Raw genomic sequence first — 13,358 nt, 5'->3', positions numbered from 1 at the left:
TACCATGCCGGAAGGGCTTAAAAAACTGCTGGAACCTTTTCTCGCCATGTCCACCGGGAAGCGGATGGTCGTCGCGGGGGTCGCGCTCGCGTCGCTGCTCGCCTTCGCCGCGCTGATCACCGTGGCGAACAAGACCGACTACCGCCCGCTGTTCGCCAACCTGAACAGCGACGACGCCGGCGAGATCGTCAAAAAATTGAAGGAGCAGAAGGTCCCCTACCAGATCGCCGCCGACGGCAAGGCGATTTTGGTCCCATCGGACAAGGTGTACGACCTGAGACTCTCCATGGCGAGCGACGGCCTCCCCCAGGGGGGCGGCGTCGGCTACGAGATCTTCGACCGCAAGAACTTCGGCATGACCGAGTTCGTCCAGAAGCTGAACTACCAGCGCGCCCTGCAGGGCGAGCTCTCCCGCACCATTTCCCAGATCGCCGGCGTCGAATCGGCCCGGGTGCACCTGGCCATCCCCGAGAAGACCCTGTTCAAGGAGTCCGAGAAGCCGGCCACCGCCTCGGTCGTGCTCAAGATGAAATCGAACCGGATGCTCAGGGAGGCCGAGGTGCAGGGGATCGTGCACCTGGTCGCCTCGTCCATCGAGGGGATGGACCCGGAGCAGATCACCGTGCTTGACAGCCGGGGCAAGATGCTCTCCGGCAACACCGCCTCCGACCCGGCCAGCAAGCTGACCGGGTCGCGCCAGGAGACCCAGCGCAACTTCGAGAAGACCCAGGAGGACAAGCTGCAGACGCTCTTGGACCGCGTGGTCGGTTCGGGCAAGTGCGTGGCCCGGGTCACCGCGAACTTCGACTTCAAGCAGGTGGAGAAGTACGAGGAGCGCTACGACCCCGAGTCCGCCGCGGTGAGGAGCGAGCAGAGAAGCGAGGAGAAGGGGGGCACCACCACCACCGCCTCCGGCGTCCCCGGCGCGCAGACCAACCTCGGCCGCGCCCCGGCAGCACCGGGGGGGCAGAGCGGCGGCGGCTCCAAGACCGACGAGACACTGAACTACGAGGTGAGCCGTTCCACCGCCCGCATCATCGAACCGGTGGGGGCCCTCTCCAAGGTCTCCGTGGCGGTCCTGGTGGACGGCAAGTACGACCTCCCGGTGGGGGCGAAGCCGGGTGCCACGCCCAAGTACCAGCCCCGCACCCCGGACGAGATGCAGAAGATCGAGGCCCTGGTGAAGAGCGCGGTCGGCTTCAACGCCGAGCGCGGCGACCAGGTCACCGTCGCCAACATCCCGTTCCAGGAGACCGGCGACACCGGCAGCGAGGCGCCCAAGTGGTACGACGCCCCCATCGTGCAGACGCTGATCAAGAACGGCCTGATCGGCCTTGGTTTCCTGGCCCTGATCCTGTTCGTGATCCGGCCGCTGTTGAAGACGCTGAAGAGCGAGAAGCCGGCTACCTCGTTCATGCCGATGCAGGACGAGGTCGAGAACGCCCACATGCTGGAGATGCAGAAGATCGCCCAGGAGAAGATGCGGGTGACCCAGATCGAGCTGGTGGAGAAGGTGAAGCAGGACCCCTACCAGGCCGCCCAGATCCTGCAGAACTGGCTGTCGCGCAAGGAATAGATGAAATCCACGACCTTTAGAGGTGCAGCATGACCGGAGCCGAAAAGGCCGCCATACTCCTTTTGTACCTGGGCCCCGAGGCGACCGCCAAGGTTTTCGGGCATATGGACGACGGCGATATCAAGCGGATCAGCCAGAGCATGTCCAAGCTCGGCCACGTCCCCCGCGAGGAGATCGCCTCGGTGGTGGAGGAGTTCACCGACATCACCAACCCGGAGACCGGCTTCTTCTCCCAGGGGGAGGAGTTCGTCAAGAAGATCCTGGAGAAGGCCCTGGGGCCGCTTAGGGCGGAGACCCTGTTGCAGGAGATCCGCACCTCCGGCATCGGCGACATGGCCGACATCCTCTCCACCATGGACCCGCGCACCATCGCCAACTTCTTCTCCCAGGAGCACCCGCAGACCATCGCCGTGGTGCTGGCCAAGCTGAAACCCAAGCAGACCAGCGAGATCATAGCCCTTTTACCGCAGGAGCTGCAGGCCGAGGTGGTGATCAGGATCGCCGAGGTGGACCAGGTCTCGCCGGAGATCCTCGCCGAGATCGACGAGGTGATCCGGGTCGAGCTGACCGCCCTGGGCGGGGTGCAGCGCTTCAAGGTCGGCGGGGTGGAGAAGGTGGTGGACATGTTCGCGCACCTCGACAGAAGCCGCGAGAAGAAGATCCTGGACAAGCTCGACACCATGAACCCGCCGCTGGCCGAGGTGATCAGGAAGCACCTGTTCACCTTCGAGGACATCTTCAAGCTGGACGACCGCGCCATCCAGTCCATCATGCGCGAGGTCTCCAACGACACCCTGACCCTGGCCATGAAGACCTCGGTGGACGAGGTCAAGGACAAGATCTTCCGCAACATCTCCAGCCGCGCGGCGGAGATGATCAAGGAGGACCTGGAGGTCATGGGTCCGGTGCGTCTCTCCGACGTGGAGAAGGCCCAGAGCGAGATCATCAAGATCGTCCGCAAGATGGAGGAGGAAGGGAAGGTGGTCATCGCGGGACGCGGGGCGGAAGATGTCCTCGTCTAAGATCATCAGGAAGGGGGTCGACTCAGCGGCCTACACCCTCGAGCCCTTGGGGGGCGTGTTGGTTCCGCCGGCCGGGCAGGAGGTGTTCCGCCCCATCCAGCTGGGGGGTGAGGAAGCCCCCCCGGTCGAGGAAGAGGAGGAACCCGAGGTCCCCCCCGCCGTGATCGCGGAGGAGGAGGCCCTGAAAAGGATCCAGCAGTCGCACGCCGAGGGGATCAGGAAGGGAAGGCAGCAGGCCGAGGAGGACCTCGCCAAGGTGAGCGAGGCGCTGGCCCAGGCGCTCCTCTCCACCGGCGCGCTGCGGGCCCAGCTCATGCACGACGCCGAGGAGGACCTCCTGAAGCTCTCGGTGCTGATCGCCCGCAAGGTGATGATGCGCGAGCTCTCCCTGGACCCGGGGCTGATCGCCGGGCTGGTGCACGGCGCGGTGGAACTGGCCGCGGAAGAGGGCGAGATCGTGGTGCGCTTGAACCCGGAAGAGTACCAGGTGGTGGCCTACTCGCCGCAGTTCCAGGCGCTCACCCGGGACCGCAAGAAGATCGCGCTGCGCGAGGACCCGGCGCTCGGGCCGGCGAGCTGCCTGGTGGAGACGGTGCGGGGCAACATCGACGCCGGACTCGACGCCCAGCTCGACGAGATCATGCGCCGGCTCTCCGAGGAGAGGAACGCGCGGCGGGAGGAAGAAGAAAGTGAGGATTGACCTGGCACGCTACCTGCCGGTGGTCGAGGCGGCCAAGCCGGTGCGCTTTCACGGCAAGGTGACCCAGGTGGTCGGCCTGGTCATCGAGGGGTACTGCCCCGAGACCGCGGTGGGGAGCGTGTGCGAGGTGCACTCCGAGGGGCATCCCTCCATACCCGCCGAGGTTGTGGGGTTCCGCGACAACAAGACCCTGCTCATGCCGCTTGGAGAGTTGCGCGGCGTGGGGCTGGGGAGCGTGATCTCGGTCCGGCGCGAGAAGGCGGCCATGGGGGTCGGCCCGGCGCTCTTGGGGCGGGTCATCGACGGCCTGGGCGAGCCCATCGACGACAAGGGCCCCATCGAGACCGTGGACGAGTACCCGATCTACGCCCTGCCGGTGAACCCGATGAAAAGGCGGCCGATCCGGAAGCCCTTGAACCTGGGCATCCGCCCCATCAACGGTCTTTTGACCTGCGGCGAGGGGCAGCGGGTCGGCATCATGGCCGGTTCGGGGGTGGGCAAGTCGACCCTTTTGGGCATGATCGCCCGCTATACCGAGGCCGACGTCAACGTGATCGCCCTGATCGGCGAGCGCGGCCGGGAACTGCGGGAATTCATCGAGAAGGACCTGCAGGCGGAAGGGCTCAGGAAATCGGTCGTGGTGGTGGCGACCTCCGACCAGCCCCCGCTGGTGCGGATGCGCGGCGCCTATATCGCGACCACCATCGCCGAGTACTTCCAGGCCCAGGGGAAGAAGGTGCTGCTGATGATGGACTCCGCCACCCGTTTCGCCATGGCGATGCGCGAGGTGGGGCTGGCGATCGGCGAGCCCCCCACCACCAAGGGGTACACCCCGAGCGTGTTCGCGGCGCTGCCGAGGCTTTTGGAGCGGACCGGCAACTTCCAGGGGGGGAGCATCACCGGTCTCTACACGGTCCTCGTCGAGGGGGATGACTTCAACGAGCCGATCTCGGACGCCATGCGCAGCATCCTGGACGGGCACATCATCCTGACCCGCGAGCTGGCGGCCCGGAACATCTACCCCCCGATCGACCTCTTGAACAGCGCCAGCCGCGTCATGGGCGACGTGACCAGCCGCGAGCACCGGGCGCTGGCGGGGCAGTTCAAGGAGACCCTGGCCACCTACCGGCAGGCCGAGGACATGATCAACATCGGCGCCTACAAGGCCGGCAGCAACCCGAAGATCGACCTGGCCATCTCCCGGATGGACCAGATGATCGCCTACCTGAAGCAGGACGTGGCGGACCAGGTCACCTTCGAGGAGTCGATCGAGGCACTGGCCCGGATCTTCGGAACGGGCAGCCTGAACGATTAGCAGCAGGAGGCACACCATGGCAGGACAGGAATTCAGGCTCGAACAGGTGCTCAAGTTCCGCAAGGAAGTGGAGAAGATGCACCAGCTGGAACTCGCGGCGGCCAAGCAGCAGCACGAGAGCGCCAGGGAGCGGCTGAAGAACGAGAAGGCCATGATGGAACAGCTGGAGCAGGAATGCGCCCAGCGGCAGATGAACGGGATCGAGGCCAAGGACCTGCAGCTCTACGGCGACTTCTCGCGCAGAAAGGCCCAGGAGATCCAGCAGTTGCGGGAGAGCCTGGTGGTCCTTGAGAAGGCGGTCCAGGAAAAACGCGAGGCGCTTTTGGCCGCCGCCAAGGAGAAGAAGGCGCTGGAGGTATTCAAGGAGAAGAAGATGCGGGACCTGAGAATGGAGCAGTTGAACCGCGAACGGGCCTTCCTGGACGAGATAGCCATCCAGGGGAGGGGGCATAAGTGAAAAAGCTGATCGGCGTGCTGGTGCTGCTCCTCGTGGCCCTGCCGCTGTTATGGACTGAACGTGACATCTTTTCCGCCCAAGCGGCCGAGGTGAAGAACCCGCCCCGCTCGCTCTCCAGCGAGAGCGCGGCCCTGGAGGCCAAGCGGCAGCAGTTGGCGCAGAAGGAGGCGGCGCTCGCCGCCAAGGAAGCGGCCCTGAACCAGCTCTCCGCCAAGCTCGACGCGCGGGTGGCCGAGCTGAACGCGGCCAAGAAGGGGATCGAGGAGTCGCTCACCGCCAAGAAGAAGCAGGATGACGAGCGCTACAAGAAGATGATCAAGATCTACAAGGGGCTGAAGCCGGAGGAGGCGGGGAACCTGCTCAACAAGCTGGACGAGAAGATGGTGATCCAGATGTTGAACCAGATGGACCAGAAGACCGCCGTCAAGCTGATCCCCTTCATCAACCAGCCCCGGGTCCTCGAGTGGACCAGGCTGAACCTCGCCGGGCAATGACCGGCTGACCTCGGTGCGAAGCGCCGCTTGACGCGGCGGATTTCGACCGGCTGTGTATCGGCGCAGCCGTATTTCAGGAAAAGGAGGTGACATACACATGATGGTTCAAAACGCAGCATTCATTCCAGACGCCATCCCGGCCCCAGCGGCGCAAAGCGGGATGGCAAACGCAGCGGCGGCCCCCGGCGCGGGGGTGTTCCAGCAACTGCTGCAGGGGAGGCAGACCCCGGAGCAACCCGCCGCGACGCCGGCCCGCCCGACGGAGCATCCGGCGAGGCCCTCCGTCCGTGCCAAAAAGAACGACGACCAGGCACGCCCGGCACAGGCGCGGGAAAACGGCTCCTCTCACGCGGAGCAGGCGACCCCTGCGGCGCAGGCATCGGCGACTGCCAAGGCGGCGGTAGCCGGCAGACACCAGGCCGACAAGGACGATGCGGACCAGGACGCGGCACAACCGGCTCAGGAAACGGCGGCAAAAGGCGCGGCCGGGAACGCGGCGACAGGCGCGGGGGCGGAGCAGGCGGTGCCCGCAACGCCGGAAACCGCGGCTGACGCTCAGGCCGCACAGGCAGCAACCGGGACGGTGCCGGAAGCGAAGTCGGGCCCGAACCCCGGACTGGTCGTGGCGATGGCCGCGGTCGAGTCCAACGTGGCGGCAAGGAGCGAGGAGGCCAACGCGGCAGCAGGCACCACCGCGCTGGAGAGGCTCGCCACCCTGCAGCAACGCATGCAGCCGGAAGCGGCTCCGGTGACGACACCGGAACCGGCAGCAGGCGAGGTACAGCCGGAGCTGCCGCAGCAGGCAGCGCAACAGCAGCAGGCAACGCACCAGCAGCAGGCAACGCACCAGCAGCAACAGGCCACCGCCGGCACGGCCGGCAGCCAGCCCGGCCAGAAGGTCGAGTCGGCGCAGCTCTCCCCCGCACAGGGGAAAGCCCAGGTGGTCCCTTCGACGGGCGCGACAGAAGGAGCGCAGGTTGACCAGCCCCAGGTGCAGGTTGCGCCGGCAGCGGGCGAGCGGCAGCAAGCCCCGGCTCTGCCGGAAGCCGCAAAAAACGCCGTAACTGCCGATCAGACCGTGGCAGCCAGCCACCTGGCGGCCAAGGAAACCGGTGCCGGGCGCTTCGTGGCCATGCCGGTCAGGAAGCAGGCCGAGCCCGCGACGGTAACGGACCCCGGCGCAACGACGGCCGCGGCGGGGCAGGATGATGTATCGGTCCAGCAGGACCAGGCAGTAGCGCAGGATGCAGCAGCGCAGCAGGACGCGACCCCTCAGCTGCAGACTCCGGCAGCGGAGACGGCCGCCATGGCGAGCGCCGACAGCAAGGCCACGGTTCGCGAGGCCAAGCCCGAGGCGGCGGCGCCCCAAGTAAAGGTGCAGCTGGAACAAAAGGGGGAGCCGGAACAAAAGGGGGAGCCGGCAGCGGTCTCCCAAGAGCAGGGTGCCCAGGCCGAGCAGGCGGTGCAACCGCAGCGCAAGGACGCGCACCAGGCGGAAGCCGTCACCGGGAAGCAGGTACACGAAGCGGTGCAGGCCCAGCAGGTAAACGTAGCCAAAGCTTCGGCGGATGACATTTCCGGCACCAAGAGTGCAGCGACGGCAACAGCCAACTCTGTCTCCGGGCTGGAGGCGGGGCGGGATACGTCGGGCACCCAGGGCGAGCAGGGACAGTCGCACCAGAAAGGGCAGGAAAACCAGAACGACCAGATGCTTGGCGTGGGACTGACGGCACAGGGGACCCCGGCGGAAGCGGTACCGGGCGAAGCCAAGCTCTCCGGCGCCAAAAGCCAGCTGCACGAAAACATCCTTTCCCAGGTACGGCAAGGGGTGGTGAGCCACGACGGCAAGGGGAACGGCCAGATGAGCATCAGGCTGAACCCGGGCGAGCTGGGAGAGCTGAAGATCCAGCTTCGCATGGACAACAACCGGCTCAACGTGGAGGTCCAGGCGGACAACCGCATGGTCAAGGATCTCCTGATGAGCAACCTCGACGCGCTGCGCGAGGCCCTCTCCGGGAAGAATCTCACCATGGAAGGGTTCAACGTTTCTACCGGCGGTGGCGGGTTCAACGGCCCCCTCAACGAGGAGAGGGGCAACCAGCAGCAGCAACAGCCCCAACGCTTTACCAGAGGGGCAGGGTACGACGGACAGGATGCACCCCGGGTCAATTATCTGACAGCCGAGGTCAACACCCTGCTCGACGTACGATTCTAGCAAGGAGGTAAGGATGATAACCGACGCAACATCCGCAGCGACCACGGCCTCGGCCGCGGCCGCGATGAAGAAGTCGACGGGTATGAACAAGGACGACTTCCTGAAGCTGTTCGTGACCCAGCTGCAGAACCAGGACCCCCTGAATCCCCAGGACGGCACCCAGTTCATCTCGCAGCTCGCCCAACTCACCCAGGTCGAGCAGGCCTACAACACCAACACCAACCTGCAGAACCTGCTGGGGCAGGGGAGCAACGCCGGTACCATGGCGGCGGTCTCGCTGATCGGCAAGCAGGTGGAGGCCACCGGATCCCAGGTGGAGCTTGCCTCGGGGAGCAGCAGCACCATCAACTACAACCTGGGGAGGAGCGCGCAGACGGTCACCGTTTCGGTGCTCGATGCCAACGGCAAGGTGGTCAAGACCATCGACGGCGGCGCCCAGAGCTCGGGCAGCAACACGCTGGCCTGGGATGGGACCGACAACTCCGGGGCGCAACTCACCCCCGGCACTTACAGCTTCAGCGTCTCCGCCAAGGACGCCGCCGGCACTGCCGTCACCGCCACAGGTATCGTGCGGGGCAAGGTGAGCGGCGTCGACATGTCCGGCAGCACCCCGGTGCTCTCGATGGGCGGGCTGAAGATCAACCTGACCGACGTCACCTCCGTGAACGAGGCAGCCTAAGGGAGCCTAAGATGATCGACAACAGCATCTTGTTTCCCCAACCGATCCAGGCGCCGGTCAAGCCGAACCAGAATGGCGCCAAGCCGGCCGCCAAGAACACCGGCAGCGGCACGGCCTTCGCCCAGGTGCTGGACCAGAAACTGCCGGGGCAGCCGGTCAAGCTCTCCCAGCACGCCCAGGAACGGCTCAAGTCCCGCGGCATCACCCTCTCCGACGCCGACATGAAGCAGCTGGAAGGGGCGGTGGACAGCGTGGCGCAAAAGGGTGGTAAGGAATCGCTGATCCTGATGGGAGACGCGGCCCTGGTGGTGAGCGTCAAAAACCGGACAGTGGTGACCGCCATGGATCGCCAGGGGATGAAAGGGAACGTCTTCACCAACATCGACTCGGCGGTATTTTTCTAACCGCAAACGACAACCGAAACGGGCTGGCCCTCCAGAAGGAAAGCCCGCGGGACACCGACCGACTGAGGAGTCCCACAACCAAGCCTAAGGAGGCAAAAAAATGAGTGTTACTTCCGCATTGTTTACCGGCGTTACCGGCCTGATCCAAAACGGCGAAGCGATGAACGTCATCGGCAACAACATCTCCAACGTCAACACGGTAGGTTTCAAGGGGGCAAGAACCCTCTTTTCCGACATGTTGTCCCAGAACGTCGGCGGCGGTTCCCAGATCGGCAAGGGCGTGCAGATGCAGGCGGTGCAGAACGTGTTCAGCCAGGGCTCGACCCAGAGCTCGGAGAACGTGACCGACCTCGCCATACAAGGGACCAGCTTCTTCGCCCTTAAGCCGCCGACCGCCGCCTCCCCGGTGGCGACCCAGAATTCCGCCTTCCTCTCCCGCGCCGGCGCCTTCCAGGTAGACAACAACCTGACCCTGGTGAACCCGGACGGCTACCAGGTGCTCGACACCCAGGGTAACCCGATCAAGTTCGTGAACAGCGGCGCGGCGCCGACCACCGACTTCGGCAAGATCATCAGCATCGACAACTCCGGCCTGATCACCTACCTCGCCACGGACGGCATCACCCAAAACTACTACAACACCTCCGCCGCCGTGGGTGTCGCGGCCACCCCCGCCAACGCCGCTACCGTGCAGCGTCTCGCCGTGATCACCGCATCCGACCCTACCGCGCTCAGCAAGATGGGGGGCTCCCTGTACCAGGCGACCGCGGATGCCGGCGTCTCCGGGGCCGCCTTCTCCCTGGCCGCCAACAAGCCCAACGGCGTCAGCGAGAAGATCCTCTCCAACACCCTCGAGCAGAGTAACGTCGACATGGCGAGCGAATTCGTGAAGATGATCATCACCCAGCGCGCCTACTCCGCCAACTCCAAGACCATCACCACCACGGACCAGATGACGCAGGAAGTCCTGCAGCTGATCCGCTAGGACAAGCAGGGGGTGCGGCTCGCGCCGCGCCCCCCATGCCTGCCGTGTCAAAGGCGCCCCCGGCGTCGGAGGTCTGACACCGGCCCTTGCGGCCGGATCTCTGACGCGCAGCGGCAAAAGCGCCGGTTCCGGGCGCCACGGCACCGGTACGTCCGGTTCCCCCCTTTTTTGCCATCCCAATGGCCCCCGTGCGCCCTCTGTCCGGGGCCGACCGACGTCCCCGCCTCCGCAGTCAGGGGTCAAAAAGTTGACCCGCCCTCTTTTTTACCCTTCTCTCCCCAACCTCGCCAATATCTTCGTTTGCCCCGCAACATTCCGTAACATAACGATTTGCCCGCCCCTTTCCACCCCCCGGCGACGGTTCCTCAAGGCATATCTGGAGCGGCGCTACGGATCTGGCACTTGGGTTGCAAGGTGTTCAAATCGAATACACCAGCTTGAGCTGTTTCCAAAAGGAGAACCCAGCATGGCCGAACCGGCGAAGCCGCAAGAGACCCCGGAAAAGAACAACAAGAAGCTCTTCATCATCATCGGCGCCGTGGTAGCGGTCCTTGCCATCGGGGGGGCGGCGGCCTTCTTCATGGGGGGAAGCAAGAAGGAAAAGGCGCCCGAAGGCGCCAAGGTCGAAGCCAAGGCCGAAGGGGGCGGGGAGCACGGCGCGCCTGCCAAGGGAGGCGAGGGGGCGGCCGCCGGCGGCGGCACCATCTATCCCCTGGAGCCCTTCATCGTCAACATCTACGACGGCCAGGAGCTGCGCTACCTGAAGATCAAGGTCGAGTTCGAGATGGCCAACCCGCAGGCGAAGACGGAGCTCGACGCGAAGCTCGCCCCGCTGCGTGACGCCATCCTGATCCTTTTGACCACCAAGACCATGCAGGAGATCCAGGACCTGCAGGGGAAAAACCAGCTGCGCGAACAGATCCTGGCCGCAGTCTCCAAGGTGGTCCCCCCCAGCAAGGTGACCAAGGTTTATTTCACCGACTTCGTGGTGCAGTAAAAGGTGCCTTCGATGGAAAAGCTCCTTACCAAGGAAGAGATCGACGCCCTCGTGGCGGCCGTTTTCGACGGGACCCTGATCCCCGACAACGAGCTGGCCAAGGCCGGGCCTCAGGCGGAGCAGTTCGACCTGCTCGACATCGAGGCCCACCGCGCCATCCCGAACCTGGACATCGTCTACGACGGTTTCATCCGCTACAACCGGGTCACCATGTCCAACCGGCTGGGGCGCATGGTGGACATCAAGAAGGAAGAGGCGGTCCCCTACAAGTTCGGCGACTTCCTGAGCGTGCTCCCGTCGCCGGTCTGTATGGCCATCTACAAGATGGACCCGTTGAAGGGGGCGGCGCTGATCGCCTTCGACAGCACCCTGGTGTTCACCATCGTGGACAGCATCCTGGGTGGCTCGGGGGTGCCGTCGGGGCAGGGGATGAACCGGCTCTTCACCTCCATCGAACTGCGCCTGGTGGAGAAGATCGTCAAGGACGCGCTGGCCGACCTGGAGCGCGCCTGGGCGCCGCTTTGCCCGGCCAGCATGAACCTTTTGCGCCTGGAGATGAACCCTCGCCTGGTCAACATCGTCCCCCCCGAGTACCAGGTGGTCACCATGAGCATGAAGATCCAGATCGAGGAGACCGTGGGGAGCATGATCCTCGCCATCCCGTTTTTGACCATCGAGCCGATCCGCGACAAGCTGAAGCGCGGCGTGCAGATGGACATGATGGTGGTGGATCCCCTCTGGTCCTACCGCCTCTCCGAGGAGCTCATGGGCGCGCCCATGGACATGTCGGTGGAGATGGGGGGAGCGACCATATCGCTGGCGGACCTGACGGGGCTCACCCCGGGCGACGTGATCATGCTCGACTCCAGCGGCAAGGACGAACTGGTGGTGAAGGTGGGGGGGACCAAGAAGTTTATGGGCATTGCCGGGGTAAGCGGCGGCAACAAGGCGGTACAGATCACCCGCACCCTGACAGGAGGTGAAGATTGAGCGAAAAACTCGCTTTAGACGAACAGAAGGACGTTCCGCAGCCGAAGAACCTGGACTTCATCATGGACATCCCGCTGCAGCTCACCGTGGAGCTGGGGCGGACCAAGCTCCTGGTGCGGGACGTCTTGCAGCTGAACCAGGGCTCGGTGGTGGAGCTGACCAAGCTCGCGGGCGAGCCGCTGGATGTCTTCGTGAACTCCAAGCTGGTGGCGCGCGGCGAGGCGGTGGTGGTGAACGACAAGTTCGGCATCCGGCTCCTCGACATCGTGAGCCCCAATGAGAGGGTGGACAAGGTGCTATGAGAAAGCTCGCGGCGGTGACAACGGCGGCGTTGCTCCTCCCGGCGGCGGCGCATGCCGACAGCGGCGGCCCCGACCTGTTGGGGAGCCTGGCGCAGATGGTCGGTTCGCTGATCCTGGTGATCGGCATCATCCTGATCCTCTACTACCTTGCCAACAAGCTCATGAAGATCCCGCAGGGAAAGTCGGCGGGGTACATCCGCGTGGTGGAGACCAGGCACCTGGCCCCCAAGAAGTCGCTGATGCTGGTGGAGGTGGGGGGAGAGTACCTGCTTTTGTCCAACAGCGGCGAGGGGGTGAGCCTGATCAAGCAGGTGGAGATGCTGGAAGAGATCGAGGTGGTCGAGGAGAAAAGCGCCGCGGCGCTGATCCCGGGCCAGCTCAGGAAGAAGCTGGAGGCCCTGGCCGGCGGGCTCCCCCGTAAGGAGGCGCCGCTTGGGCAACTCGGCAAAAGCGGTGGGTTCGCGTGAAACATAAAAAGATGCTGGGGGCGCTGCTCCTGGTGGCTCTGTCCCTGATACTGGCGGCGACCGCGGGCGCGGAACCGCTTTCCCTTCCCACGGTGAGCCTTGGAGTCGGCAAGGTGAGCAAGCCGGCCGACGTCTCCGTGGTGCTGCAGATCTTCTTCGTGATGACCATCATCTCGCTGGCGCCGAGCCTCTTGATGATGACCACCTCCTTCACCCGTATCGTCGTGGTGCTCTCCTTTCTCCGGTCGGCGCTGGGAACCCAGCAGGCCCCCTCGAACCAGATCGTGGTGGGGCTGTCGCTGTTTCTCACCTTCTTCATCATGGCGCCGGTCTGGCAGCAGGTGAACACCCAGGCGCTGCAGCCGTACAAGGCGCAGACCATCACCCAGGAGGAGGCGCTCAAGCGCGGCGTGGCGCCGCTGCGAAAGTTCATGCTCTCGCAGGTGCGCGAGAAGGACCTGGCCCTCTTCATCAACCTCTCCAAGCTCCCCAGGCCGCGCAACGCCGACGACATCCCGACCATGACGCTGATCCCGGCCTACATGGTGAGCGAGCTGAAGACCGCGTTCCAGATCGGCTTCTTGATCTTCATCCCGTTCCTGGTGCTGGACATGGTGGTCGCCTCGGTGCTCATGTCCATGGGTATGATGATGCTGCCGCCAGTCATGATCTCGCTCCCCTTCAAGATCCTTTTGTTCGTGCTGGTGGACGGGTGGGGGCTGGTGATCGGGTCGCTGGTGAAGAGCTTCGGATAA

General features: G+C 64.8%; 15 protein-coding genes. All 15 read left to right on the top strand.

The annotated features are described in order from the left end of the window. Positions 1-4: 4 nt before the first annotated feature. The 15 genes from fliF to fliP all read left to right on the top strand — a co-directional run bounded on the left by fliF (position 5) and on the right by fliP (position 13,358). Complete coding sequence (gene fliF, locus KOL99_RS01415; RefSeq protein ID WP_216508715.1) at positions 5-1,576, top strand: flagellar basal-body MS-ring/collar protein FliF; 1,572 nt, start codon at positions 5-7, stop codon at positions 1,574-1,576. 29 nt (positions 1,577-1,605) lie between these two features. Next, positions 1,606-2,598 (top strand): flagellar motor switch protein FliG, encoded by a 993-nt coding sequence (fliG, locus tag KOL99_RS01410; protein WP_199395774.1) that lies wholly within the window; start codon positions 1,606-1,608, stop codon positions 2,596-2,598. After that, the gene (locus tag KOL99_RS01405) at positions 2,585-3,298 is read left to right on the top strand and encodes a FliH/SctL family protein (protein ID WP_216508714.1); all 714 of its coding nucleotides are present in this window, start codon (positions 2,585-2,587) and stop codon (positions 3,296-3,298) included. Before fliG ends, KOL99_RS01405 begins: the two co-directional genes overlap by 14 nt. Beyond that, positions 3,288-4,613 carry a flagellar protein export ATPase FliI gene (fliI, locus tag KOL99_RS01400; RefSeq protein WP_216508713.1) on the top strand — a complete coding sequence of 442 codons (1,326 nt, stop codon included), beginning with the start codon at positions 3,288-3,290 and terminating at the stop codon, positions 4,611-4,613. Before KOL99_RS01405 ends, fliI begins: the two co-directional genes overlap by 11 nt. 16 nt (positions 4,614-4,629) lie before the next feature. Further along, on the top strand, positions 4,630-5,070 hold the full coding sequence (fliJ, locus tag KOL99_RS01395; RefSeq protein ID WP_216508712.1) for a flagellar export protein FliJ: 441 nt from the start codon (positions 4,630-4,632) through the stop codon (positions 5,068-5,070). After that, the gene (locus tag KOL99_RS01390) at positions 5,067-5,564 is read left to right on the top strand and encodes a MotE family protein (protein WP_216508711.1); all 498 of its coding nucleotides are present in this window, start codon (positions 5,067-5,069) and stop codon (positions 5,562-5,564) included. The genes fliJ and KOL99_RS01390 overlap by 4 nt, the downstream gene beginning before the upstream one ends. Positions 5,565-5,661: 97 nt before the next feature. After that, positions 5,662-7,779 carry a flagellar hook-length control protein FliK gene (locus tag KOL99_RS21730; RefSeq protein WP_216508710.1) on the top strand — a complete coding sequence of 706 codons (2,118 nt, stop codon included), beginning with the start codon at positions 5,662-5,664 and terminating at the stop codon, positions 7,777-7,779. Positions 7,780-7,792: 13 nt separating this feature from the next. Then, a complete protein-coding gene (locus tag KOL99_RS01380; protein WP_216508709.1) occupies positions 7,793-8,458 on the top strand; it encodes a flagellar hook assembly protein FlgD in 666 nt (221 codons plus the stop codon). Between the two features lie 11 nt (positions 8,459-8,469). Beyond that, complete coding sequence (locus KOL99_RS01375; RefSeq protein WP_216508708.1) at positions 8,470-8,862, top strand: TIGR02530 family flagellar biosynthesis protein; 393 nt, start codon at positions 8,470-8,472, stop codon at positions 8,860-8,862. A 100-nt stretch (positions 8,863-8,962) separates the two neighbouring features. After that, a complete protein-coding gene (locus KOL99_RS01370) occupies positions 8,963-9,847 on the top strand; it encodes a flagellar hook-basal body protein (protein WP_216508707.1) in 885 nt (294 codons plus the stop codon). 466 nt (positions 9,848-10,313) lie between these two features. Then, positions 10,314-10,844 carry a flagellar basal body-associated FliL family protein gene (locus tag KOL99_RS01365; RefSeq protein ID WP_216508706.1) on the top strand — a complete coding sequence of 177 codons (531 nt, stop codon included), beginning with the start codon at positions 10,314-10,316 and terminating at the stop codon, positions 10,842-10,844. Between the two features lie 12 nt (positions 10,845-10,856). Beyond that, positions 10,857-11,834, top strand: coding sequence for a flagellar motor switch protein FliM (gene fliM, locus KOL99_RS01360; protein ID WP_216508705.1), 978 nt, complete (start codon positions 10,857-10,859; stop codon positions 11,832-11,834). Further along, positions 11,831-12,136, top strand: coding sequence for a flagellar motor switch protein FliN (gene fliN, locus KOL99_RS01355; protein ID WP_199395764.1), 306 nt, complete (start codon positions 11,831-11,833; stop codon positions 12,134-12,136). Before fliM ends, fliN begins: the two co-directional genes overlap by 4 nt. Next, positions 12,133-12,603: a flagellar biosynthetic protein FliO gene (gene fliO, locus KOL99_RS01350; RefSeq protein ID WP_216508704.1), complete on the top strand. Its 471-nt coding sequence runs from the start codon at positions 12,133-12,135 to the stop codon at positions 12,601-12,603. The genes fliN and fliO overlap by 4 nt, the downstream gene beginning before the upstream one ends. An 11-nt stretch (positions 12,604-12,614) precedes the next feature. Continuing rightward, entirely contained in the window at positions 12,615-13,358 is a 744-nt protein-coding gene (fliP, locus tag KOL99_RS01345; RefSeq protein ID WP_216509382.1) for a flagellar type III secretion system pore protein FliP, read from the top strand.

This window comes from Geomonas azotofigens (assembly GCF_018919395.1).
In the GTDB taxonomy this organism is placed as follows: domain Bacteria; phylum Desulfobacterota; class Desulfuromonadia; order Geobacterales; family Geobacteraceae; genus Geomonas; species Geomonas azotofigens.
This window is presented reverse-complemented; position numbering and strand designations above follow the sequence as displayed.